The sequence below is a fragment of the Bordetella avium genome, from assembly GCF_034424645.1.
Taxonomy (GTDB): domain Bacteria; phylum Pseudomonadota; class Gammaproteobacteria; order Burkholderiales; family Burkholderiaceae_B; genus Bordetella; species Bordetella avium.
Genome location: NZ_CP139969.1, coordinates 3066637 through 3090732, shown reverse-complemented (window position 1 = coordinate 3090732; position 24096 = coordinate 3066637). Strand labels below are relative to the sequence as shown.

Annotated in this window: 24 protein-coding genes; 10 read left to right on the top strand and 14 right to left on the bottom strand. The window is 65.3% G+C overall.

Going from position 1 to position 24096, the window contains the following annotated elements; all coding sequences use genetic code 11:
* Positions 1–106 precede the first annotated feature (106 nt).
* From U0029_RS14280 to U0029_RS14220, 13 genes are all read right to left on the bottom strand, one after another.
* Entirely contained in the window at positions 107–1063 is a 957-nt protein-coding gene (locus U0029_RS14280) for a FecR domain-containing protein (protein WP_114852743.1), read from the bottom strand.
* A complete protein-coding gene (locus tag U0029_RS14275) occupies positions 1060–1566 on the bottom strand; it encodes a sigma-70 family RNA polymerase sigma factor (RefSeq protein WP_041937490.1) in 507 nt (168 codons plus the stop codon). The genes U0029_RS14280 and U0029_RS14275 overlap by 4 nt, the downstream gene beginning before the upstream one ends.
* A gap of 309 nt (positions 1567–1875) precedes the next feature.
* Positions 1876–2370 carry a hypothetical protein gene (locus U0029_RS14270; RefSeq protein WP_012416332.1) on the bottom strand — a complete coding sequence of 165 codons (495 nt, stop codon included), beginning with the start codon at positions 2368–2370 and terminating at the stop codon, positions 1876–1878.
* Positions 2371–2535: 165 nt separating this feature from the next.
* Positions 2536–3342 carry an alpha/beta fold hydrolase gene (locus U0029_RS14265; RefSeq protein ID WP_012416333.1) on the bottom strand — a complete coding sequence of 269 codons (807 nt, stop codon included), beginning with the start codon at positions 3340–3342 and terminating at the stop codon, positions 2536–2538.
* Positions 3342–4643 (bottom strand): O-acetylhomoserine aminocarboxypropyltransferase/cysteine synthase family protein, encoded by a 1302-nt coding sequence (locus U0029_RS14260; RefSeq protein ID WP_012416334.1) that lies wholly within the window; start codon positions 4641–4643, stop codon positions 3342–3344. The genes U0029_RS14265 and U0029_RS14260 overlap by 1 nt, the downstream gene beginning before the upstream one ends.
* Before the next feature lie 370 nt (positions 4644–5013).
* Positions 5014–6411, bottom strand: a complete 1398-nt coding sequence (locus tag U0029_RS14255) for a chloride channel protein (protein WP_114852462.1) — start codon at positions 6409–6411, stop codon at positions 5014–5016.
* Between the two features lie 228 nt (positions 6412–6639).
* A complete protein-coding gene (locus tag U0029_RS14250; RefSeq protein ID WP_012416336.1) occupies positions 6640–6879 on the bottom strand; it encodes a hypothetical protein in 240 nt (79 codons plus the stop codon).
* Positions 6880–7093: 214 nt separating this feature from the next.
* Positions 7094–7873 (bottom strand): 3-oxoacyl-ACP reductase, encoded by a 780-nt coding sequence (locus U0029_RS14245; RefSeq protein ID WP_114852461.1) that lies wholly within the window; start codon positions 7871–7873, stop codon positions 7094–7096.
* Positions 7870–8880, bottom strand: a complete 1011-nt coding sequence (locus U0029_RS14240; RefSeq protein ID WP_012416338.1) for an ABC transporter substrate-binding protein — start codon at positions 8878–8880, stop codon at positions 7870–7872. The genes U0029_RS14245 and U0029_RS14240 overlap by 4 nt, the downstream gene beginning before the upstream one ends.
* Entirely contained in the window at positions 8877–9653 is a 777-nt protein-coding gene (locus U0029_RS14235; RefSeq protein WP_012416339.1) for an ABC transporter permease, read from the bottom strand. Before U0029_RS14235 ends, U0029_RS14240 begins: the two co-directional genes overlap by 4 nt.
* Positions 9650–10390 carry an ABC transporter ATP-binding protein gene (locus U0029_RS14230; RefSeq protein WP_012416340.1) on the bottom strand — a complete coding sequence of 247 codons (741 nt, stop codon included), beginning with the start codon at positions 10388–10390 and terminating at the stop codon, positions 9650–9652. Before U0029_RS14230 ends, U0029_RS14235 begins: the two co-directional genes overlap by 4 nt.
* On the bottom strand, positions 10387–11850 hold the full coding sequence (locus U0029_RS14225; RefSeq protein ID WP_012416341.1) for an acyl-CoA reductase: 1464 nt from the start codon (positions 11848–11850) through the stop codon (positions 10387–10389). The genes U0029_RS14230 and U0029_RS14225 overlap by 4 nt, the downstream gene beginning before the upstream one ends.
* Positions 11847–12929 (bottom strand): LuxE/PaaK family acyltransferase, encoded by a 1083-nt coding sequence (locus U0029_RS14220; protein WP_039052080.1) that lies wholly within the window; start codon positions 12927–12929, stop codon positions 11847–11849. Before U0029_RS14220 ends, U0029_RS14225 begins: the two co-directional genes overlap by 4 nt.
* A gap of 233 nt (positions 12930–13162) precedes the next feature.
* On the opposite strand from U0029_RS14220, the gene U0029_RS14215 reads away from it, so the two are divergent.
* The 5 genes from U0029_RS14215 to U0029_RS14195 all read left to right on the top strand — a co-directional run bounded on the left by U0029_RS14215 (position 13163) and on the right by U0029_RS14195 (position 18133).
* The gene (locus tag U0029_RS14215) at positions 13163–13717 is read left to right on the top strand and encodes a GNAT family N-acetyltransferase (RefSeq protein ID WP_039052078.1); all 555 of its coding nucleotides are present in this window, start codon (positions 13163–13165) and stop codon (positions 13715–13717) included.
* A gap of 222 nt (positions 13718–13939) precedes the next feature.
* Positions 13940–14965, top strand: a complete 1026-nt coding sequence (locus tag U0029_RS14210; RefSeq protein ID WP_039052081.1) for a 2-keto-3-deoxygluconate permease — start codon at positions 13940–13942, stop codon at positions 14963–14965.
* Positions 14962–16176, top strand: coding sequence for a D-threonate kinase (gene dtnK, locus U0029_RS14205; RefSeq protein WP_039052079.1), 1215 nt, complete (start codon positions 14962–14964; stop codon positions 16174–16176). Before U0029_RS14210 ends, dtnK begins: the two co-directional genes overlap by 4 nt.
* Positions 16173–17219, top strand: coding sequence for a 4-hydroxythreonine-4-phosphate dehydrogenase PdxA (pdxA, locus tag U0029_RS14200; protein WP_012416346.1), 1047 nt, complete (start codon positions 16173–16175; stop codon positions 17217–17219). The genes dtnK and pdxA overlap by 4 nt, the downstream gene beginning before the upstream one ends.
* Positions 17220–17227: 8 nt before the next feature.
* Positions 17228–18133: a GntR family transcriptional regulator gene (locus tag U0029_RS14195; RefSeq protein ID WP_012416347.1), complete on the top strand. Its 906-nt coding sequence runs from the start codon at positions 17228–17230 to the stop codon at positions 18131–18133.
* A 198-nt stretch (positions 18134–18331) separates the two neighbouring features.
* Here the strand turns inward: U0029_RS14195 and U0029_RS14190 are convergent, their stop codons facing one another.
* Positions 18332–19066, bottom strand: a complete 735-nt coding sequence (locus U0029_RS14190; RefSeq protein ID WP_012416348.1) for a GntR family transcriptional regulator — start codon at positions 19064–19066, stop codon at positions 18332–18334.
* A gap of 205 nt (positions 19067–19271) precedes the next feature.
* On the opposite strand from U0029_RS14190, the gene U0029_RS14185 reads away from it, so the two are divergent.
* The 5 genes from U0029_RS14185 to U0029_RS14165 are packed head-to-tail and all read left to right on the top strand — an operon-like array spanning position 19272 to position 24096.
* The gene (locus tag U0029_RS14185; protein ID WP_012416349.1) at positions 19272–20126 is read left to right on the top strand and encodes a fumarylacetoacetate hydrolase family protein; all 855 of its coding nucleotides are present in this window, start codon (positions 19272–19274) and stop codon (positions 20124–20126) included.
* A gap of 11 nt (positions 20127–20137) precedes the next feature.
* The gene (locus U0029_RS14180; RefSeq protein ID WP_231838588.1) at positions 20138–21121 is read left to right on the top strand and encodes an ornithine cyclodeaminase family protein; all 984 of its coding nucleotides are present in this window, start codon (positions 20138–20140) and stop codon (positions 21119–21121) included.
* A 58-nt stretch (positions 21122–21179) separates the two neighbouring features.
* Positions 21180–22280, top strand: a complete 1101-nt coding sequence (locus U0029_RS14175; protein ID WP_012416351.1) for a cupin domain-containing protein — start codon at positions 21180–21182, stop codon at positions 22278–22280.
* Positions 22281–22306: 26 nt separating this feature from the next.
* Positions 22307–22792 (top strand): aromatic-ring-hydroxylating dioxygenase subunit beta, encoded by a 486-nt coding sequence (locus U0029_RS14170; protein WP_114852460.1) that lies wholly within the window; start codon positions 22307–22309, stop codon positions 22790–22792.
* A gap of 14 nt (positions 22793–22806) precedes the next feature.
* Complete coding sequence (locus tag U0029_RS14165; protein WP_012416353.1) at positions 22807–24096, top strand: aromatic ring-hydroxylating dioxygenase subunit alpha; 1290 nt, start codon at positions 22807–22809, stop codon at positions 24094–24096.

The window sequence follows — 24096 nt, the reverse complement described above, 5'->3', positions numbered from 1 at the left end:
AGTCTTGAGGGGCCAGGTTAGAGGATGTCTTTCTCTGTAGGCCGTTTGAAAACGCGTATCCCCTCACTTTTTCCAAACAAAAAATCGAGCCCGAAAAAAGCGGGCCTCAGGCAGGCCCTACGGCCACCCAGTAGCGGGTCCAGTAACGCAGCCGGATGGGCAGGGTCTGGGCCAGAAATGCCAGCGTCCGGTCGCTGTCGTCGACATGGTAGGTGCCCGACACCTTGAGATCGGCCACCTCGGGCGCACAACTGATGCGGCCGGGACGGTAGCGCGCCAATTCAGCCAGAAGGTCGCCCAGGCGCATATCCTGGCCCTCGATCGCACCCGCCAACCAGGCATCGCTGGTGATAGCCGGCGTTTGCATTGGCAGGGCGCGTTGACTGTCCAGCCGCCATGTCTGGCCGGCCTGGGCGATCATCCGGTCCGCGCCGCTGGCCGGGCGCAGCGCGACGGCATCTTCTTGCACGCTGATCCGCGCGTAAGCCTCTGCCAGGCGCACCACGAAACGCGTGCCCAGGGCCTGGGCCGTGCCGAAGGGCGTGCGCACGAAAAAAGGCCTTTTGACGGGCGATGCGGCATCGGCGCCGGTCTGAATCGAGATTTCACCGCGATAGAGCACCAGCACCCGCTCGGCCCCCTCCATGCGTAGGCCGACCGCGCTGTCGGTGTTCAGCATCAGCAGGGTGCCGTCAGCCAGTGTCAGGCGGTCGCGCTGGCCCACGCCGGTGCTGACGTCGGCCGCTTGCCAGGGCGCATGTTCGCGGATGACCCAGCCGGTGCTGGCCAGGCCGCCCAGCGCAGCCAGACTCTTGAGGACGGCGCGGCGCCGCCTGCGAGTCGTCGCCGTCAGGGTGTCCAGCGCCAGTCCCTGGGGCAGGGCGCTGAAGTCGGCGTTGACGGTCTGCACCCGCGTCCAGGCCTGCTCATGATCCGGTGCGGCCCGGCGCCAGCGTTCGAAGGCGGCACAGGTGCCCGGGTCGGGCGAGCCAAAATTCAGTTTGACTGACCAGGCGATGGCTTCATCGACCACCGAGGCGGGGAGGGCGCCAGCGTCCTTCACGGCTCACCGAAGCGGCAGGCATAGCAGTGGCGCAGGCCCGCCGCCACATAGCGCTCGGCGGTCGCCAGAGAGACCCCCAGACGCTGCGCTATCTGCGGGCAGCGCATGCCCTCGAGCTGCGCCCATAGAAACGCCTGGCGCACCTTGGGCTTGAGGGTATCGAGCATTTGATCGATTTTGATGAGCGCTTCGAGCACCAGCATCCGGGTTTCGGGCGAGGGCGCCAGGGCTTCGGGGGTATGCGCCAGCGCCTCCAGCCAGGCGCGTTCGAGTTCTCGGCGGCGCCAGTGGTCGATCAGAAGGCCGCGCGCAATGGCGCTCAGGTAGGCGCGGGGTTCGCGGGTTTCGATGGCCGCAGGGCGGCGCAGCAGCCGCAGGAATACATCGTGCGCAAGATCGGCCGCCTCGAAGGAGTTCCCCAGTTGCCGGCGCATCCAGCTTTGCAACCATCCGTGATGGTCGGCGTACAGCGTCTCGACGTGGGCTTGCTTTGAGGAGGTCATTCCATATTCTTGCAAATGATAATTATTATTTATTGTAGATAACAGATTTGGCGCAAGCAAGACGCCGATAGCCTGGGGAAAACGCTGGGCAAGACGAGGGTTCGCCCGGCGGCGGGGGGCGAGAGGGTGGCTGGCCTGCCGGTGTATCCGGCGGTTATGACTGGGCAGCAGCATTGCCGCCTGCCCCATGCTGAAGTCGGGCGCAATACACTTTGGCGCCGGGCGCTGTCAGCGAGGCCCGTATCGCGCGGGGGGGGGGGCGCTCAAGCCCGCAGCGTTCTTGCCCCGCGTGATTCATCCCGCCGGGCCTCAGCCCTGTCTGCCGAAGCCGCCCTGCGCCCAGACCGATGCGCTTTGTACGTTTAGCTTGTAGTTCGGGGCGACATGGGTCTGAGCCAGTTGTTCCCCGCTTTCGTTGTAGGCGCTCAGCACGGCATAGGGCTCGTCTTCGTCCGGAACGATATCGAGTTTGATAGTCAGGCGGCCCTCTGCGGCGTCGATTTTCACGCTCTTGTGCAGGGCGGCATGCAACTGCTGCTCATGGCGGCGCAGCACTTCATTCGCGGTTTTGACCAGGGTGTAGAAGGCGGAGGCGTCAAGCGGCTTGGGGTTTTTCTTGTCGCGGCCCATGGTCCATGGCCCGACCAGGGCCGGCTCCGCCTGCCCGTCCAGGGTCATTTCCACGGCCCAGCCGTCGTCGTCTTCGTTTTTGATGACACGGGCGGTCCAGCCGTCATCGCGCCACAGGCGGGCTTCCTGTTGTTTGGCTTCGTCGGGGGTATCGTTTAGCGGGGTGTCGTGCATGGTGATGCGGCTCCTGGATGCATTCGCGCCGTCTGGGCGCAGGCTTGCCGCCCCATCGGGCTGGCAAGCCTCGCGGCGGACTCGCGCGGGCCATGCACTGTAACTGACCCTGGGGCCGCCGGGCAGGGGGCGCAAGCAGGATCCGTTTTCGGGGCTTCTGGCCGGTCAGCTCAGGCCGAGCAGCACCTCGGTCAGCAGCGCCGGATGCGTGATATGGGCTTCGTGCGGCGCAGCCAGATCGACCCAGTTCCAGCCCTGTTGCGATTTCACCAGCTTGCGCGATTGTTCCAGAACGGGCAGCTCCGGCTGGGTGCAATGAATATAGGTGCGCGGCCGGCCGTTGCCGATCGGGTGTTGCAGCGTCAAGGGCGTGGTGTAGCTGGCCAGAGGGTGTTGCGTGAGCCGGCGTTTGACCCAGGCCTCGGTGTCGCTGCCGGGGGCGATGCCCCAGGCAGCGGGTAGCGGATCAGGGATGGGTACGGCCAGGCCCTGGGTCGCCTTGGTAGCGGCCGCGATGCGCGCGTCGGCATCGGCCTTGGGATACACCGAGAAGGCATTCTGGCCGTTTTTCAGCACGATGGAGTCAAAGTAGACCAGATGCGCCAAGGCCTCGGGGATGCGGTCGGCCACGCCTGTGATCGGGATGCCGCCAAAACTGTGGCCCACCAGAATCACATCGTTCAGCTCTTCGCTTTGAATGAGTTGAACGAGGTCCTCGACGAAGGTATCGATCGTGATGCCCTGGGCCAGCAAATGGGCGCGGTCGCCCATGCCTGTGTAGCTGGGGGTATAGACGCGATGCCCGGCCGCCCGCAGGCGGTCGGCGACGGGGCGCCAGCACCAGCCGCCATGCCAGGAGCCCGAGGCCAGCACATAGGTGTTGCTTTTCTTGGGCGCGGCTTCGGCCAGGGCCGTGCCACCGGTGATGAGAGGCAGGCCCGCGGCCATTTTCAACAGAGTACGGCGTTGCATTATTTCTCTACCTTGGCCAGCGCCTGATCGAGGTCAGCGATCAGGTCGTCGATGTGTTCGATGCCGATGGACAGGCGCACGGTTTCTTCGCGCACGCCGGCGCGCTGGAGTTCTTCGGGGTTGAGCTGTCGGTGGGTGGTCGAGGCCGGGTGGGTGGCCAGCGACTTGGCGTCGCCGATGTTGACCAGACGGGTGAAGAGCTGCAAGGCGTCCTGCAAGCGCGCGCCGGCTTGGCGCCCGCCCTTGACGCCGAAGGTGAACAGGCCCGGCGCTTTGCCCGCCATATATTTCTGCACCAAAGCATGATCGGGGTGATCCGCCAGGCCGGCATAGTTGACCCATTCGACCTTGTCGTGGCCGCGCAGAAAGGTCGCCACCTTGACGGCGTTTTCGACGATGCGGTCCACGCGCAGCGCCAGCGTTTCGATGCCTTGCAGAATCTGGAAGGCGTTAAAAGGCGAGATGGCCGCGCCGGTATTGCGCAGCGGCACCACGCGGGCGCGCCCGATATAGGCGGCCGCGCCAAAGGCCTCGGTGTACACCACGCCGTGATAGCTGACGTCGGGTTGGTTCAGGCGCGCGAAGCGGGTTTTGTGTTCGGCCCAGGGGAATTTGCCCGAGTCGATGATGGCGCCGCCCAGGCTGGTGCCGTGGCCGCCCAGATACTTGGTGAGCGACTGCACGACGATGTCGGCGCCGTGCTCGATGGGGCGCAAGAGATAGGGCGAGGGCACGGTGTTGTCCACGATCAGCGGCAGGCCGTGGCGGTGGGCCAGTTCGGCCAGCGCGGCGATGTCGGTGACGTTGCCCAGCGGATTGCCCACCGACTCGGCGAAGATGGCCTTGGTGCGCTCGTCGATCTGGCGCTCGAACGTGGACAGATCGCGCGGGTCGGCAAAGCGGGTGCTGATGCCGTATTGCGGCAGGGTGTGCGCCAGCAGGTTGTAGGTGCCGCCATACAAGGTGCTGGAGGACACGATGTTGTCACCCGCCTCGGTGATGGTCAGGATGGCATAGGTGACCGCGGCCTGGCCCGAGGCCAGCGCCAGCGCGGCGATGCCGCCCTCCAGGGCCGCCACGCGCTGCTCCAGCACATCCGTGGTGGGGTTCATGATGCGCGTGTAGATATTGCCCGGCACCTTCAGATCGAACAGGTCTGCCCCATGCTGGGTGTCGTCAAACGCATAGGCCACCGTCTGGTAAATCGGCACGGCCACCGCCCGCGTGGTCGGGTCGGGACGGTAGCCTCCATGCACCGCGATGGTTTCGAGGCGCCAATCAGGGTTTTGGGTGTCGCTCATGATTTACTCTTCAAGCGTGAATGCAAAAGGGGCCAGGCGCGAGCCGCGCGGCGGCAGCGATCGGCAGATCCGTCGGGCAGGCGGGGCATTGCCGCTGCGATGCCGGTCTATGCCTTGCTTCGGAGAGCCTGCGGCCCGCTCAGGTCTGAGCGGGGCTGGCCTGCCAATCGACACAAGCGGATTCTAGGGGGATGCCAGGAATCGGGATAAGGCTAAGTTTTCATAACCATATGCCGAATTTGTTTTAGGTCTACATTGCGGCAGGAAATAAATGCGAGCCCTTGCCCGGCATGAGCCATACCGGAATCCCGCGCGCTGGCCTGATATGACGCCGCCGGCAGAGCCGGCGGGTATCGTGGGAGGAGATGCGTCAGGGTTGGGCGGCCGCCGGCTTGTCTTTGATATGCGTGGCGATCACCTGCTGCCGGAACTGTCCGGCGGCCAGATGATAGAAGGCATGCGGCGAAAACTGGCGCGAGGTAGCCGACGCCAGCAGCGATGTGATCAACAGGCCGAACAGCATGGATTGGCTGCCCGTCATCTCCATGACGATCACGCTTGCCGTCAGGGGCGCCTGGGTGGCTGCCGCGAGAAAGGCCGCCATGGAAAACAGCACCAGCACCCGGGCGTCTGCTCCGCTTCCGAACCATTGGTAAAGCTGTTCTCCGACGCCTGCGCCCGCCGTCAGGGCGGGGGTGAAAATTCCGCCCGGAATGCCCGCCCAATAAGAGGCGACGGTCGCCGCTATTTTTGCTAGGCCAAAGCCCGCCTGGGCCGGCGCTTCGCCAGAGAGAGAGCCCGATGCGACGTGGTAACCCGTGCCGTACACGGCGCCGCTGGTCAGCAGCCCCAGCACGGCGACGATCAGGCCCATGACAAAGGCCGTGGCGATCGGATGGGCGCGCAGGGTGTCGCGCCAGCGGGGCGGGGTGCTGCCCACGACGCCTTTGCCGAGCAGCCAGGCGAAAATACCACCCAAGGCGCCATTGACCACGCCGACGATCCCCATCCAGATGACGATGTTCTGGGAAAAATCGGCGCCGACGAATTTGCCCAGATAGGGGTTGGTGCCGGATACCGCGACGACGATCAGACCCGTTGCCAGCACGCCAGTGAAAACCAGGCGCTGCCAGCGCAGGGCGGTGCCTCGCCCCAGTTCTTCGATGGCGAAGATGACGCCGGCCAGGGGCGCATTGAACGCGGCGGCCAGGCCGCCCGCGGCGCCGGCGGCAATCAATTCATTCGAATGAAAGCTGCGCAATTGCACGCCGCAGCGTTTCCAGAAATTGCCCCAGGCCAGCATCACGGCCGCACCGATCTGCACGGAAGGGCCTTCTCGGCCTATCGAGGCGCCTGCCAGCATGCCGCCAAAGGCGAGTGGCATTTTCCAGAGCGTTTGCCGCAGGGTGACCAGACTGGTCTGCGCATTGCCAGGGGGCAGGGAGAGGGCGGCCATTACCTGGGGAATGCCGCTGCCGGAAGCATTGGGCGCAAAGCGCAGCGTGCACCATCGGAGCCCGGCGAGGGCGCAGGGCAGAACGATGAGCGCGGCCCAGCTTGCCTGTCCGACCCATCGGGCATTCCATGCCAGGGCGATATCGGCCAGCCAGGTGAACAGCAGGGAAAGCCCTGCGACGATGGCCGCGCCGCCGAGCAAAATGCATAGCGGAATGATGCTGCGCGACAGGCGTCCGATCTGACGGGATTTTCGGCGCAGTAACAGACGGGTGCGCACCGCGACGGTACGGAGAAAGGGGTGCTCTTTCATCGGTGGGCCAAAAAATGGGCAGTGGCTCCCCTGAAAACGTCATGTGCCGGTTGGCGTATTCGCGATAGCGATGGCTGCTTGCGCGCAATAGCCTACAGCGGGCGAGTCCAGAGGGGATGTTATGCGGTCGAGGTCTTGAGTTTAGCCCTTGGGCATCGATCGATAGACCCTTTAAGCAAAGCGCAGCCCAAAACCAGGGGAATGCTGTGCTTGCGCCGAGCGCTCCGGTCAATGGCTGTTGACCCAGTCCTGCGTGCCGCGGATGAACCAGGGCAGATTCAAGCGCTCTCCCTCGCCGGACTGAATGGTCAGGCGCGGTGCTTGGGCATCTGGGGCTTTGTCCGCCGCTGTGGGGGCCGGGCGGCTTTGATAGTTCAAGTCGTTGCGAGGCGTATGCGCGCAGGCGGCAAGGGATGCGCAGGCAGCCAAGATAAGGGCTGAGCGAAGCGCTGAAGGGATAGCTTTCATGGTCTTCCTTAGGCGGCGCCGGATTGGGGCGTCGATTTGATGCCAGCATGGTAATGCAAGCGTTGGCGTAGGACAGGTCTTTTGGCCTAATCTGGGATGCGGCGCGAAGCCGGCCATGATCTGCCAGGAATCGCGGCTTGCAATTTTCTCAGGAAACGTAGGCTGGACTGCGGTCTGCTTCGAGCGCTTTGTCGCGGGATGCCCAGGCAGGCCATCAGCGCATGACCAGTCCGCCGTCCACGAACAAGACCTGGCCTGTCATGAAGCCGCTCCAGTCGGAGGCCAGAAACAGCACCGGCCCGGCGATGTCTTGGGGGCGGGCGATACGGCGCAGCGGCGTAGCCGCGATGAGAGCGTCGCGAAACGCTTCCTGGGTGCTGCCGCTGGTGTCGGTAGGGTAGACCAGGCCGGGCGCCACGCAATTCACACGCACGCCATAGGGGCCCAGCTCGGCGGCAAGATTGCGGCTGAAACCCACCAGGGCGCTCTTGGCCGTGTTGTAGTCGTGGTAGGGCACGACAGGATGCTCGACGAGGTTGCTGGCGATGTTGATGATGCTGCCCTGGCCGCGCTGCTTGAAGTGAGGCAGCGCAGCGCGGCAGCAATGATAGGCCGCGCCCACGGCGCCGTCGAACTGGCTTTGGTAGTCTTGCCAATCGAGGGTGTCGAAGGTCTGGCGCTGGCGCGGGTCAAAACGGTAGGGGCGCAGCGCATTGTTGACGATAACGTCGATGCGGCCGGTTTCCAGGATGATCTCATCCATCATGGCCTGCACGGCCGGCGCCGAGCCTACGTCGGCCTGCAAGGCCCAGGCCTGCGCGCCCGCGGCTTCGCATTCGGCCACGACGGCCTCGGCGGCTTCGGTATTACGCAGATAGTTGATGATGACGGTAGCGCCTTCGCGGGCGAAGGCGCGAGCGAGTTCGGCGCCGATGCCCCAGCTGGCGCCCGTTACGAGCACGACTTTGCCTTGGAGTTTGAGGGCGGCGTTCATGGCAGCAGGCTGGTGTCCAGCACTTGGCGGACCTCGATGGGGTGTTGAATCAGGCCCAGGCTGTGATAGGCGTCAGCCGCCTGTTGCCAGCGTTCGAGGTCAAACGCGCCCAGGGGCGGAGTGCGCCCGTCGGCGCCGGCCGGCGCCTGTGCGGCGGCATTGCGCAGGCTAATCACGTCGAGATTGATGCTGCGGTCGGTGCCGTCGATGGCGCGCTTGGCGGCAATGGCGGCGGCTTGCTCGGGCTGGGCGATCATCCAGGCGGCGCTGTCCCGATAGGCGCGCAGAAAGTCGCGCAGCAGGGGCGCTTCTTGCTGATAGGTGGCCTCGCGCACCACGAAGAGGTCGCTGGAAATATTGATGTGGTCGCGCAGCGCCATGACATCGACCTCGCCCAGACCACGGCGGCGGCCCACCACCAGGCCGGTATCGGTGGCGGCGGTGGCGTCGACCTGGCCTTGCAGCAGCGGTGCGAAATTGAGCACGCCGGTCACAACGATCTCGACATCCTTTTCGCTGAGGCCCGCCTGGTGCAGCAGCACCAGCAGATTCTGGCGCGTGCCGCTCGAAAAGCTGTAGACGCCGATGCGCTTGCCTTTGAGGTCGGCCGGACGTTTGATATTGGCCGATTTGAGCGAGACGACATTGAAAACGTTTTGCGGGTAGATGTCGTAGATGCCGCGCAGTTTCTCGCCCTTGTCGAGCGCCATGAAAAAAGAGCCGGGGTCCGTGAACGCCACATCGGCCTGGCCGCTCAGCAGATTGCGGATAGCGTCTCCGCCGCCTGCGCCGGGGATGTAGCCCAGCGCCACGCCCTGGCTTTTGAAAAAGCCCTTGTCGGGTTCGGCCAGCAGATTGCTGATTTCCGAAATGGGTTTGCTCCAGCCGCCTACGGTGATTTTGCGGTCTTGGGCGGCGCGCGCCAGAGGGCTGGCCAGCGACAGCGCGCTCAGGCTCAGGGCAGCGCCGAGCAGGGTGCGGCGAGAGGAGGAGGGGGATGGGGTCATGAGAGTTCGGTGTAGGGGCGCAGCAGGCGCTGCTCGAGGGCGAGAGTGGCCTGATAGCAGAGCAGGCCGATGAGGGCGATGGCGGTCAGCGCCGCGAACATGAGCGGCGTGTCCATCATGCCTTGAGCGGCGATGATGACGGCGCCCAGGCCGCTGCTGGCGCCGATAAACTCGCCGACGACGGCGCCGACCAGCGCCAGCACCAGCGCCACGCGCAGGCCAGCCAGAATGCCGGGCAGGCCTGCGGGCAGTTTCAGGCGCAGCAGGGTTTGCGTGCGCGAGGCGCCGAGCATGGCGAATAGTTGCAAGCGGTTAGCGTCCACCTGCCGCAGCGCGGTCAGGGTGTTTTCCATGAGCGGAAAGAAGCAGATCAGCGCGGTCATGATCACGGTGGGCAGCATGCCAAACCCGAACCACAGCACGAAGAGCGGGGCGAGCGCGAGCTTGGGCACGACCTGGCTGAGGATGACGTAGGGTTTGAGCAGGCCGTCGAGCAGGGGCGATTCGGCTAGCGCTATGCCCATGCCCAGACCGGCCGCGCCGCCCAGCAACAGGCCCAGCAGCATTTCGGCCAGCGTCACGCCGATGTGCGGCCAGAGATAGCCGCTGGCCAGGCTGTTCCAGAGCGTCAGGGCCACGGCCGACGGCGCCGGCAGCACCAGGGCGGAAATGCCGGTCTGGCGCACGGCCAGTTCCCAGCCGCCCAGGAGGATGCAGAGCAGCGCGGCGGCCAGTAGGCGGATAAGGGTACGCGGGAATGGGGCGCTGCTCATGCTTCGGCTCCGCGCATAGCGTCGTAGAGTTGCGAGCAATATTGATTGAAGGCCGCGCCATGACGCATGGAGGGCGCGCGCGGCGTGGGCAGCGTTACAGCGATATCGGCCGCAAGCCGGCCTTTGTGCATCACGGCGACGCGGTCGCCCAGGTAGACGGCCTCGCCGATGTCGTGGGTGATGAACAGCACGGTGGTGTGGTGCTGGCGGCAGATGGCCAGCAGATCGTCTTGGAGTTCTTCCCGCGTGATGGCGTCCAGGGCGGCGAAGGGCTCGTCCAGCAGCAGCAGGTCAGGGTTGAGAATGAGGGCGCGCGCCAGCGCGACCCGGCTTTGCTGTCCGCCCGACAGCTGGCGCGGATAGCGCAGCGCATGCTCGGCCAGCCCCAGCAGGGCCAGCAGGGCCTGCGCCCGGGCCTGGTCGGCGGGCTGCGGGCGGCCTTGCAGCGATACCGGCAGCAGCACATTGTCGATCACGCGCAGCCAGTCCAGCAGCGTGGGAGCCTGGAACACATAACCCAGCCGGGTCCGGGGGGCGCCGAGAATGTCTCCGCTTTGCGGGGCCAGCAGCCCGGCCGCCAGTTTGAGCAGGGTGGTCTTGCCGCAGCCGCTGCGCCCGACCAGGCAATGAAAGCGGCCGGTCTGCAATGACCAGTCTATGCCGTCGACGACGGGGGGCTGGCCAGGATAGGCATAGGACAGCTGCCGCAGTTGCAGAAAGAGCGGGGCGCTGCTCATGGTTCGTAGGGCGCGTAAGCGTCGGCAGCAGCTTCGGCGGAGTGTTCGATCTCGCTCATGCGCACCAGATCCAGCAGATTGAAACGCCCGTCGTTATGCCAGCCGGCTTCGGGCTGGCTCATGGCGCCCAGGGCGCTGATGCGGGTCACGCCCGCAGCGCCCAGCTGGTCAGCCAGTTGATACAGCTCTTCGGGGGTGGCGGCCACGCCGGCCGTTTGCAGATAGGCGGCATGCTTTGCCACGGCGGGCGCTACGTCGTCCAGGCTGTCGATGGCGGCGACCACGATGCTGCGTTGCAGGGCGGTGGGGGCAAGGTCCTGCGCATAGTCGGTATAGACCACGCTCCAGGCGTCGTCGGGGTCGCCGATCAGGATGTCGGCCGGGCGGCCCGCTGTCTGGCGCCACTCTATGGACTGACGCCATTTGGCCAGCGCGGCCGATTCCTGCAGATCGAGCCTGTGCCGGGGATAGCGGTTTTGCAGATTGGCGAGTTCGCCCGCGAGATAGGAGGCGAAGGCCTGTGGCGGCAGGGGTCCGCCGCGCTGCACATAAAAGATATGAGGGGAATAACAGCCTTGTTGGTCATAGCGCATGACGTCCCAGGCGGCCCGGCGGGCCAGCGCGGGGCCTTTGAGCGTATCCAGCGCGGCGGCGCTGATCACGCCAAAACCTAGCTTGTGGCCGTGCGCCAGTAAGCGGGTGCTGACCGGCAAGCGTTGTCGAATGGCTTGCAGCGCTTCGTTGCCGCCATAGGCCACCACGGTATCGGCCTGAGCGTAGAGGGCCGAGGCCTCATCGCCGCCCGCGCCCCGCCACCAGACCACGGCCAGGCAATCTGCCCAGGGCGGGTGGACGTCGGCTAGCAGGCGGGCGAACCAGCCGGCGAACAGCGGTTCGGCGCTGGGCAGCTTGCCGATATTGCCGGCCTTGACCAGCAGGCCGCAAACCAGGCTCCAAAGCGCCAGCGCGGGAACATTGCCGGCCCAGCTATGAACAAGCAGCCCCGGCCCGTAGGCCCGTACGGCCCCGCCCTTGGTCGCGGGCTGAAAGCCGTCCAGCACCTTGGGATTGGCGAAGTCTTCGGCCACGAAACGATGCAATTGCGGGGCGCGGAAGGTCTTGAGCAGGCCGGTCAGGCCGAGCCGCACCATGTTGGCGTCATAGCCCGTGACCCAGGGCAGCAGGGCGTCCGCCTGCTGGCGCAGGGGGTCGGCGGCATCCAGCAGCCGGGCCACGGCGCGGTCGATGACAGTGATGATCTCGGAGACGGTCATGGTCTTGAGATGCCTGGCGCTGGCCTGCCGCACACGCAGGGCCAGCGCGCTCATCTGCGCGGCCGACAGCACCGGCAGCGCGACCTCTAGCGTCTGGCCATCGCGCGCATAGGTCTGGACATGCCATTGCACCTCCTGCGCGCTCAGGCCGGGCAGATAGGCCGCCTCAATCCGGCGGGTGCTCATGCCGGGGTGGAGCGCAAAAATTCTTCCACCGCCAGCGAGCAGCCTTTGGCTTGCGCGCCTTCGGCCCGGCCAAGCAGCAGAAAGCCGCCTTCGGCGGGCGCGCCGACATCTTCGGTGAGAATGGTGGTGACCGAGTTGAAGTTGCCCAGATCGCAGTGCGCCAGGATGCCGCGCTCGCCGGCCGGCACAGTTTGGCCGGTGGCCGGATCGACCAGGCGCGAGCGTATCCAGTGCGGTCCGGATTTCACCGCAGGCAGGGTGGCGTTGCCGTTGTCGTAGAACTGCGTGCTCAATTCCGTCATGCCATACATATTGATGCAGCGCTCGCGCGGCACGCCCAATAGATCGGAAAGCTCGGAATAAAAGGCCTCCAGCGGCAGTTCGCGGGATTGTTTCTTGTAGCCGCCGGTATCGAGAATGCGGCTGCCGGGCGGCAGGCGGAAACGGCGGCCGCTTGCGCGCAGGGCATCGATCACATGCACGAAACTGAAGCTCGCGCCCAGCAGCGCATAGGGCTGGCCTAGGCGTTCGGCCTGTTCCAGCGCCTGCCACAGGCCGTCCAGATCCATGCCTTGCGGCGACATGAAATAACGGCTGTCCGCTGTGCCGAAGACCGATTTCGCCAGCGCCAGATAATGGGCCAGCGATGAGTTCGGCATGGCTTGCTCATCGGGAAACAGAATCCCCATGGGCAGGCGTTCCGCGCCTTGCATGAAGCGCTGCGCGAAATGGCGCGTCATCGACAGATCGTAGACGTCCAGATGCGGATGGAAATGCCGTCCGCGCGTATCGGCGCGGGTGGTGCCGCTGGTCATGAACACCCGCTCGTCGTCGCGAGGCGGTTCGCAGCGCAGCTCCAGCGCCTTGAAGGCGTCAATGGGCACGGGCGGAATATCGCTCCAGGTTTGCACCCGGCGCGGCGTGGCGTTGCGGCGCTGGCAGAAACTGCGGTAGGCGGCATTCGCGCCATATTGATAGCGAAACAGCGCGAGCGCGAGCCGGTCGAATTGCGCGTCGGTGCAGCCGTCCTGGGCAATGAAGGCGAGTAGGTCCGCGAGCGGCGGTTCGGCGTGGATCATGGACATTCGAGGATTCCGGTTCATGGACGCTCCGAAGCCCAGCCGCGAGGGCGCTGCGGCCCTGTCGAGATGTGCTCTTCTTACGCCGGGATAAGCCGGGTCAAGTTCGCGGGTGTGGATCTCAGCACTTGCGTGCACCCCGGAGCAGGCGCCATCTTAACCCGCAATGCCGTTTCGCCAGGGCGCGGCGATTCAGCGCTAGTATGGCGCGCTTACACGGTGCCAGACACGCTATGACGCTTATCCTTCCTTTTTCCAATTACAGCTTGCAGCGCGCCAGTGTCGCGGACGCGGCCGCGCGGTGTGACTATCAGTGGCGCAACCGCGAGCGGCTGCGTCCCTGGGAGCCTCTGCGCGACGAGGCCTATTACACGATCTCGGGCGTGGTCGCCCGCTGCCTGGAGCAGGAGCGGCAGATGGCGCTGGGCAATGCGCTGTATTTCGTGATCAAGCGCAGGGACGATGGCGCGATGGCGGGAGAGTGTGGCTTTACCAACATCGTTCGAGGGCCCTTTCAGGCCTGCTATCTGGGGTTTTCGCTGGACGGGCGGGAAGAGGGCAGGGGCTTGATGCAGGCCGCCTTGCAGATCGCCATCGCGCAGGTCTTCCAGTCCTTGCGGCTGCACCGGATCATGGCGAATTACCGGCCCGAAAACACGCGCAGCGGCGCCCTGCTGTCTCGCCTGGGTTTTGTGAAAGAAGGCTATGCCCGGCGTTATCTGAAGATCAACGGCGTCTGGCAGGACCATGTGCTGACGGCCAGGACGAATGAGGATGAACCCGATTGATGCGGGCCGTTCGATAAGGCCTCATCGCTGAGCGCCCAGAGCCGCGCTGCGACCGATGGCGGGAGCGGTGCAGGGGTTTGCCCGCGCTACCGCTTTCCGAGTCCTTGCCTTACTCTGTACGTACAGGTTGTACGGATAGGTATAAAATTACCCCATCCTATTTCCGATAAACCTGATCATGAATGCTCGCGTTCGCAAAAAAAACGTATGGAGACTCAGAAAGTGACAACTGAAACCACCCGCTCGCCGTTCTTCGGCACGATGCAGAAAATCCCCGGCGGCTTGATGCTGGTGCCCTTGATTCTCGGCTCTTTGATTGGCACGTTTGCGCCCGATGCCCTGGCTATCGGCGGCTTTACCACGGCGCTGTTCAAGAACAGCGCGCTGCCCTTGATCGCGCTGCTGATTTTCGCGACCGGCACCCACGTCAATGCGCGCACCGGCGGCCCTATTCTTGCCACGGCCGGCACCATCTTGCTGATGAAAACCATCGTGCCCGCCACGCTGATCATCATCCTGGGCGCTTATGTCGGTCTGGACGGCGTGCTGGGCGTTTCCATTCTGGCCATGCTGGCGGCTTTCGATAACAGCAACGGCGGCCTGTGGCTGGCCTACACGGGCCAGTATGGCGATGCCCGGGATCGCGGCGCTTATGTCGCCAGCGCCCTCAATGACGGCCCCTTCTTCAGCCTGCTGTTTCTGGGTGCTTCCGGCCTGGCCGATATTCCGGCCATTGCCATGATTGCGGCGCTTGTGCCTTTCCTGCTCGGCGTGCTGGTGGGCAATCTCGACCCCAAGTGGCGCGAGGTGCTCAAGCCCGTGCCGACCATCGTCATCCCCTTTTTCGCTTTTGCGCTGGGTACAGGCATCAATCTGGGCGCGGTCGTCAGCGGCGGCATCAGCGGCCTGATTCTGGGCCTGTTGATCAGCCCGCTCACGGGGGGGCTGGTTTATCTGGGCTATCGCCTGATCCTGCGCCGAGGCGGCAAAAGCGGCCTGGGATTTGCGGCGGGCACGACGGCCGGCAACGCGATCGCCACGCCCGCCGTGGTGGCGGCAGCCGACCCCAGCTTCCAGCAATACGTCGGCGCGGCCACGGCCCAGGTTGCGGCCTGCGTGCTGATCAGCTCGATTCTGGCCCCCGTGCTGGCTTCTTACTTTCTGAAGCGCGCCGGTCAGCTCAAGCCGGATACCGCCGATGATGTCGCCCTGGCCGACACTCGCACGGCCAGAGGAGAGGCGCTGTGAAACCCGTCGTCGCGATTGTTGCCGACGATCTGACCGGAGCGGGCGACACCGCGGTTCAATTCGTCAGGGCGGGCTGGAGCACGCGTCTGTCGGTGGACGGCGCGCGCGAAGCGCTCGTCTCGCCGGTCGATGTGGAGGTGCTGGCGGTCACCACGCACAGCCGCGCCATGCCCGACGCCGAGGCGGGCGAGGCGGTGCGCGACAATATCGAACGGCTGCGCGCCGCCGGCGCGTCGCGTTTGTATAAAAAGGTGGACTCCACGCTGCGCGGCGCATTCCGGGCGGAAATCGACGCCGCCCGCGCCGCCTGGCGTGCGGACGCCATCGCCGTGGTCTGCCCGGCGTTTCCCGCGACGGGGCGCACGGTCGAGAACGGGGTGCTCTTGGTGAACGGCGAGCCGGTCACGGCGACTTCAGCCGCCACAGATCCGGTCACGCCCGTTACCGAAAGCCATATTCCGACCCTGCTCGGCTGTGCCCATGTGCCTGTGCTCGACGGCGAAGGCCCCGCCTCGCTGGCGGCGCGCATCGCCCAGGCCGGCCCAACGGTGGTGGTCGACGCCCGCAATGAAGCGGACCTCGAGCGCCTGGCTCGCGCCATTGGCGAATTGGGCGCGCGCGCCTTGCCCGTGGGCGCGGGCGGTCTGGCCGCGCCCCTGGCCCGAGTCTGGGCGGGGGCGGATCAGCGTTCCCCGGTGGTGGTGGTCGTGACCTCGCAGCACAGCAACGCCCGGGCGCAGATCGCGGCCTTGCAGGCCGCAGGCGCCCTCTGCTGGTCGCCGTCGTTGGCGCAACTGGCCGATGCCGCCGTCTGGCAGCACTGGGCCGAGGCGCAATTGCGGGCGCTTGCCGAAGAGGGGCCGCCCGATGCCGGCACGCTGTTGCTGCTGGCCCCGGCCGGCAAGCTCGACGGCCTGGATGCCGATACCGTGGCGCAGCGTCTGGGCAGCCTGGCCGCGCAGGCGGTCAGCGCCTCGGGCGCGGCGGGGGTGGTCGCCACCGGTGGCGACGGCGCCCGGCAAGTTCTGGCGGCTTTGGGCGCAAACGGTATCGCCCTGGTCGATGAAGTGATGGGCGGCGTGCCTTTGGGCACATTGATCGGCGGCGCGGCTGCCGGTCTGCCCGTGGTGACCAAGGCCGGTGGCTTTGGCTCCGAAGACGTACTGGTTCGCGCTGTGCGCGCGATCCGAGATAGGAGATTCAAACGATGACGCAAGCCCCGCAGATCCCCCTTTTGGCCGTCACCCTGGGCGACGTCGCTGGCATCGGGCCGGAAATCACCGCCAAGATGCTGATGAAGCATGACGCGCTGCGCCAGAAGGCGCGGCTGGTGGTGATCGGCGATGTCGATGTAATGACCGAAGCCGTGCGCCGCCTGGGCGGCGACCCCGCCATCGTGCGCCGGGTCGAGCGCACCGCCGATGTCAGCAACACCCCCGGTACGATCGAGGTCTATCAGGCCGGCCCGTCGCTGGCTGGCGTGAAACTGGGCGAGATCAGCGCCGCTGCCGGCGACGGCTCGGTGCGCTTTGTCACTACGGCCTGCGCGCTGGCCCGGGCAGGCGAAGTAGACGGCATTGTGACCGCGCCCTTGAACAAGGCCGCCATGCACGCCGCAGGCCATAAATGGCCTGGCCACACCGAGCTGCTGGCCCATGAATTCGGCGTCAAGACCTTCTCGCTGGTGCTGTCTGCGGGCGATCTGTATATCTTCCATGCCACCACGCATGTGTCCCTGCGCCAGGCCATCGAAGACCTGACGCCGGCCCGCGTGCGCGCCGTGCTGCGCTTGGCCGGATCGTTCGCCAAGGCGCTGGGCCGTGGCGACCAGCCGGTCGCCGTGTCGGGTCTGAACCCGCATGCGGGCGAGAACCGCATTTTCGGTGATGAAGACGCCGATATCCTGGCGCCCGCTGTGGCCGAAGCCAATGCCGATGGCATTCTCGCCGCAGGTCCGATTCCGGCCGACGCGCTCTTTCCGCAGGCCGTGCGCGGCAAATGGCAGTTCGTGATCGCCTGCTATCACGATCAGGGCCATGCGCCCTTCAAGTCGGTTTATGGCGATGACGGCGTCAATATCACCGTGGGCCTGCCCGTGGTGCGCGTGTCGGTGGACCATGGCACCGCCTTCGATATCGCGGGTCAGGGCATCGCCCGCGAAGACAGTCTGGTGTTGGCGGCCGAGCGTGCGGCCGCTCTGGTTCCGGGCTGGACGCATGTATGGGAAACTGCGCAGGCCCAAACAGAAAACTGAGTTGCAAGATGGCGGTGACCCACGCTGGAGATTTACCCGTACTCGATCGTTCCGCTGACGTGCCCCTGCACGTACAGGTCGCCGCCCGCTTACGCGGCTACATCCGTGCCCGCAAACTGGGCGCCGGCACGCAACTGCCTAGCGAGGCCGCCCTGTGCGAGCGTTTTGGCGTGGCGCGCAGCGTGGTGCGGCAAGCCCTATCGGCCCTGGCCGCCGAGGGCATGATCCAGCGCGAGGCCGGGCGCCCGGCGGTAGTGGCCGCCGCCAGCGAGCACCGCCGCCTAGTGCAGCGATCCACGGGCTTGTATGCGCAATTGGCCCAGAACGGTGTGGCGCTCAAGACGCGGGTGCTGGGTTTCGGTCCTGCCGAGCCGCCCGGCGCAGTGGCCGATTTTTTCGGCAGCCGCCGCTTGCTCTTGCTGGAGCGCCTGCGCTATGTCGCCGATGCGCCGCTGGCCTATGTGCGCACCTGGCTGCCAGCCGTCCCCGGCCTGCAAGCCCAAGACTTGACCGATACCTCTTTGCACGGCGTATTGATTCAGCGCTTCGATTTGCATCCGGGCGCCGGCCGCAATCAGATCCGCGCGGTGGCTGCCGACACGGAGCTGGCGGCCTCGCTGCAAACGGAAGTGGGGGCGCCGCTCTTGATGCTGGAGGGGCAAAGCGCCGACCAGCACGGCCGGCCGCTGGAATGGTTCAGCACCTGGCACCGCGCCGAACAACTGGTGTTCGATGTGGATGTCGGCACGGGCGGCGAAGTCGTGCAGCCGCAATGGCAGGGCACAGCCCCCTGCGCGCCGCTTTTGGCCGCCGATGCGCTGGCTGCCGATCATCCGCTCGATCCCTTGGCCCGCGCTCAAGCGCTGGTGGCGGAACTCTCGGCTGAACTGGCGCGTCTGCGCGCGGAACGCTAGGCCTCCTCTGTCCGGCTGGCGTCTCGGCCACACGGCAATATCCCCTCGTCCTGCTCGCTGAAGGCCTTGCGGCCGCTGCTGAGCCAGGCTTCGGACCCCTTTGGCATCGCGAGCATGGGCGCCGTCGCAGACGGTGTTGTGGGGCGGCGTCTCTGTGGGGCTCTTATCGCGCGGGCCGGCCAGAGGCGGTCCTGTCCATCAACTTGCTAAGGGCGCGGCGCTTAAGGCCATGCTGTGACGTTCGGTCTTGATGGAATCGAGCATGACGCGCTTGTTTTCGCGGCTGCGGTAGGCGTGCTCGCGCATCAGGCTTTCGGCGCGGGCGGCTTCGCGCCGGGTGATGGCGCGCAACAGGTCTTCGTGGTCGGCCTGGGCGCGCAGCACATAGGGCGTCTCGAGCAGAGAGGGCGTGGAGGGCAGGGTGAGCGCGGCCGGACCGGCGAGCGGGGTTTTGTTGTTGTGTTCCAACGCAGACAGCAGGGCCCGGTTGCCTGCGGCCTGGCAAAGAATGTCATGAAAACGCTGGTTGATGCGGCCCCAGGCGCGGGCATCCACCAGGGTTTCGGGATTGCGTGCGGCGGGGGCGAGCAATTGCCGTCCGGCTTCAACGGTTTCTTTCAGGCTGGCCAAAACCTCATCGCTGACGCCGCGTTCGGCCAGCAGGCGAACCGCCATGCCTTCGAGCACGCCGCGTACGTCGACAGCGTCGCCGATCTCCTCCACGGTAAAGGCCCGCACGCGAAAGCCGCGTGAAGGCAGGCGCTCCAGCAGCCCTTCTGTTTCCAGCTCGGTCATGGCGATGCGCAGCGGCGTGCGCGACACGCCCAGTCTGGCGGCGAATTGCAGTTCGACGATGCGCTCTCCGGGCGCGATTTCGCCCGAAAGAATCATGTCGCGCAGTTCTGAGATGACTTTATCGATTTGTGCGGCCATGCCGGTCTACTCCTTCAAGCGCCGGACAGTGTACCGGGTGATTGCATGCAATGCGGAGTTTTCTTTGTGAGGAAAGCTTGTGAAAAAGCAAAATTGCATGCAATATATAAAAAACACGCGATGAAATTCAAATTTCATTGTTATTGCATGCAAACCGAGGCCGGAATGTTTTTTTGGCCTGGGGCGGCAGACTCGAGGAGACAAAATGAAGCTTCAAAGCTTCGTGCACGCTGGCGCCCCGGCCTGGGGCATCCGCGAGGGTGAGCAAATCCGGCTCATGACGTCGTATTGGCCCGATGTGGCCAGCGCCCTGGCGGCCGGTTCGCAAGCGCTGGCGCAGGCCGCGCGCCAACCCGCGCCGCTGATCGATGCTGCCGGGCTGCAATGGCTGGCCCCCGTGGTGGCGCCGGGCAAGATTCTCTGTGTGGGCCTGAACTATGGCCGTCATGTGCTGGAGGCGGGCCGCGAGCTGCCCAAGCATCCCTCGGTTTTTGCCCGCTATGCCGATTCCCTGGTGGGCGCGGATCAGCCGGTGTGGCGCCCGCAAGTGTCGGAAAAACTGGATTTCGAGGCCGAGCTGGCGGTGGTGATCGGCCGTGGCGGCCGTCATATTCCCGCCTCGCAGGCGATGGAGCATGTGGCGGGCTACACCTGTATGGCCGAAAACTCGGTGCGCGATTTTCAGAAGCACAACGCCCAGGTCACGCCGGGCAAGAACTTCGAGCGTTCGGGTGCGTTGGGGCCCTGGCTGGTCACGGCCGATGAGGTGCCCGACCCCACCGCGCTGCGGGTGCGCTCCTATCTCAATGGCGACCTGATGCAGGACGGCAGCGTGGCCGACCTGATTTTCTCCATCCCCACCCTGATTGCTTATATCAGCAGCTTTACCCCGCTGGCGCCGGGCGATGTGATCGCCACCGGCACGCCCGAAGGCGTGGGCGCCACGCGTCAGCCGCCGCGCTTTCTGCGCGCGGGCGATGTGTTTGAAGTGGATATCCCCGGCGTGGGCCGCCTGGCGAATCCCGTGATCGATGAACCGCAAAACAAGCAGGCCGTGTAATGAGTCAAACCATGCGATATCTCTCTGAAGCCGATGTGGTCGGCGTGCTGGACATGCCGCGCGCTATCGACGCGCTGGCCGACACGCTGGCGCTTCAGGGGCAGGGACAGGCGCGCAATGTGCCCAAGGCCCTGGCCACCTGGGGCGAGGGCAGCTCCATGCATGCGCTGGGCTCGGTCATGACCGGCGAGGGCGGCGTCTGTGGTTTCAAAACCTGGGTGCATACCCGCCAGGGCGGCGGCTCGGTGTTCACGCTGTTCGATGCCAGCCGGGGCACCCTGTTGGCCGTGATCGAGGCGCGGGCGCTGGGCATGTTGCGCACGGCAGCCATCACCGGTTTGGCCACGCGCACGCTGGCGCCGCAAGCGCCGCGCCATGCGGCCCTGATCGGCACCGGCCCGCAGGCGGTCACGCAATTGGCTGCACTGGCGGCGGTGCGCACGCCGCAATCTGTGCGGGTTTATAGCCCTACACCGGAAAAGCGCGAAGCCTTTGTGCGTCAGGCGCAGGGCCGCTATGGCTTTGCCGTCGAGGCGGCTGGCAGCCTGGAACAGGCGCTGGAGGGGGCCGAGATCGTGACCCTGATCACCCGTGCCGAACAGCCTTTTGTGGACGCGCAGGCTCTGCGCGACTGCCGCCACCTGAACGCCGTGGGCGCGATTTTGCCGGCCCGCGCCGAGTTTGCTCAGGATGTGTTCGAGCGCGCCGATCTGGTCGTGGTGGATGACCTGGAGAACGCCCGCCGCGGCTCGCGCGAGCTGCGCGAACGCTATGGCGCGGGCGCCGAGCCCTGGCAGGGCGTCGAGGTGCTGTCGGATTTGCTGGCCCGTGGCCAGGGCCGCGCGCCGGACGCGCGCCTGACGATTTTCAAGGGCATGGGTATGGGGCTGTCGGATCTGGCTTTGGCCCGCGTGGTCTATCAGGCCGCTTGCGAGCGCGATCTGGGCCAGCGCCTGGCGCCGCAGACCCGCGAAAACCTGTTGCTGTCGCGTTGACGCCGGCCGCACAAGACTATTCGGCGGGCCAGTCCCGCAAGCAGACAAGGAGAACACAATGTTCGTGGACGTGAGCGGGGCCGCACCCCGCCAACAGAATATGTGGCCGTCGATCGTGATTGCCAAGGAAGATATCGACCTTGAAATCGAACGCCTGATCGACGCGCCGCGCCCGGCCAATGGCCGCCGCGCCAGCCTCATCGTGCATCCGCAGGCCACCGCGCCCGGCCTGGGCCTGGCGCCGGGAACCGATGTGACGATCAATGTGGTGAACCCGGGCGAAAGCACGCTGAATCTGCGTAAGAACTCCAATATGCTGGAGATCTGTATCAGCGGAGAGGGCGTGGCCACCGTGGGCGGCCGTTCTTTCTCCATCGGCAAATGGGATGTGTGGAATACGCCGTCCATGCAGGTGCACAGCTACCGCAATGAGGGCAAGACACCCTGGGTGCGGCTGTCCTACTCTAATGCGCCGCTGCTGGAAAAGCTGGAAGTGCATTTCGTGGAAGAGTTCGAAGGCGATGTTCCGCCTTTGGACGCCAACACCACCCGCCGCGAAGGCCCGCAGGCCGGCGCTGCCCGCGCCCGCGATCTGGCGCTCAATGCGCCGGTCGGTTCGGATGGCGCGCGTCTGCTGGGTTATGAGTGGCTGATCGATATCGACGTGTTGGAGTCCAAAGCCTTGCACTGGCCTTACGCCAGCGTGGCCGAGCATCTGCCGTCGGTGGAAGACATTGCCAAGGGCTATAACGGCCGTCGTCTTTTTGTGTTGTACAACCCCGCCACCGAGCGGCGCATCGGCACCACGCACAGCTTTTTCGCGACGATTTCCAGTTCGCCGCCGGACAACCACCATGTGCCGCACCGCCACAGCTCTTCGGCCATCAACTATTACCTGCGCGGCGAAGGCTATAGCAAGGTCAATGGCGTGCGCCTGGACTGGAAGGCGGGTGACCTGATTTTGTCGGCGCCGGGCTGGGCCATGCATTCGCACCACACCAAAAACAGCACGACCTCGTCGCTGACGGTGCAGGACCATCCTTTGCAGATCGCGATGGAATCGCTGATCTGGCAAGAACGCATGCAGGAACCCATTCTCGCGCTGGGAAGCCAGAGCGGCTTCGAAAGCAACCGGGCCCAACTCGCTGCCGCCCGCTGACCCATTACGCAAGGATGTTCAACGCTATGTCTAAGCCTGACGATCTGCGCGCCCTGCGCGCCGAACTGCGCGATCTGTACGAGGATTACGCCTTTTGCCTGGATGAGGGCGACCTCGAAGCCTGGCCCGATTTCTTTACCGAAGACTGTCATTACCGCGTGCTGTCGCGCGAGAACCATGATGCCGGCCTGCCGCTGGGCCTGATCTACTGCATGAATAAAAACATGCTGAAAGACCGGGTTACGGCGCTGCGCGAAACCACCATGTTCGAGCCGCGCTCGCTGCGGCACTTCATCGGCGGCGTGATGGTGCGCGAGCGCCGGGGCGAAGAAGTGGTGGCCCAGGCCAATTTCGCCATCATGGAGTCGCTGTCGGATCGCGAGCCCAGCCTGAACATGGTCGGCCGCTATCTCGACGTCTGGCGCCAGACCGACGCCGGCTGGCGTCTGGCCAGCCGCGACTGCGTCTATGACAACTACCGGGTGCGCACCTCGCTCATCGTGCCCATCTGATTCCGGAATCCGCCATGTCCTGCACTCACAACGAATCCCACGAGGCCTGTGCCTCGCACGCGCCGGCCGTCGCCGAGCAACCCATTCACATCGAGCGCCGCTGGCCCGAAGAGGGGCATACCCGCATTCCTAACTGGGTCTACACCGACCCCGCTGTGTTCCAGAAGGAGATGGAGATCTTCTTCAATGGCAAGACCTGGAACTACGTGGGCCTGGAATGCGAAGTGCCGGAAGTCGGCTGCTATAAGCGCAACTGGATCGGCACCAGCCCGGTCATCATGGTGCGCACCGAAAGCGGCGAGATCGCGGTGCTGGAAAACCGTTGCGCCCATCGCGGCGCGCAGATCTGCTGGCAGAACACCGGCAAGGTCACGGACTTCACCTGCCCCTATCACCAGTGGAATTACGACCTGAACGGCAATCTGCAAGGCGTGCCGTTTCGCCGGGGCGCGATGGGCAAGGGCGGCATGCCGCGCGACTTCGATCCCAAGCAAAACGGTATCCGCAAGCTGCGCAGCGTCAATCGCGGCGGTTCGATTTGGGCCACTTTCTCCGACGAGGCGCCCAGCTTCGAAGAGTATTGCGGCGAGGAGGTGCTGGCCGAGATCGACCATATGCTGCCGGGCAAAAAGCTCAAGCTGCTGGGTTACAGCCGCCAGCTTATTCCTAGCAACTGGAAGATGTACCTCGAGAACCTCAAGGACCCCTACCACGCGACGCTGCTGCATACCTTCTACATCACTTTTGGTCTGTGGCGCGCCGATTCGAAGTCGGAGTGCATTCCGACTGGCGGCGGCGCGCACAGCGTGATGGTGTCGCACAACGAGGGCAAGAAGGTCACCGAGGCCACCTCGGAGATGAGCCGTTTCCGCAACGATCTGGAACTGCTCGATCTGGAAACCGTGACGCCGCGTGCAGAATTCAACCGCGGCCGTGTCGGCGGCGCCTGGGTATTCCCGGCGGCGCAGTTCGGCATCCAGGCCAATTCGCTCAAGACCCGTCATGTGATCCCGCGCAGCCCCACCGAGCACGAGCTGGTGTTCACCTATTACGGCTATGAAGATGACGACGAGGAGATGACCCGTTTGCGTCTCAAGCACGCCAATCTGCTGGGCCCGGCCGGTTTCGTGTCGATGGATGACAGCGAAATGCTGACGCAATGCCAGATCGGCGTGACAGGTTATCCGGGCGCGCGGGGCATCATCGAAATGGGCGGGCGCGATACGGAGCCGGCCGATTACATGGTGACCGAAGTGCTGATCCGCTCTTTCTATCAGTACTACCGGAAAGCGATGGGGTTCTGA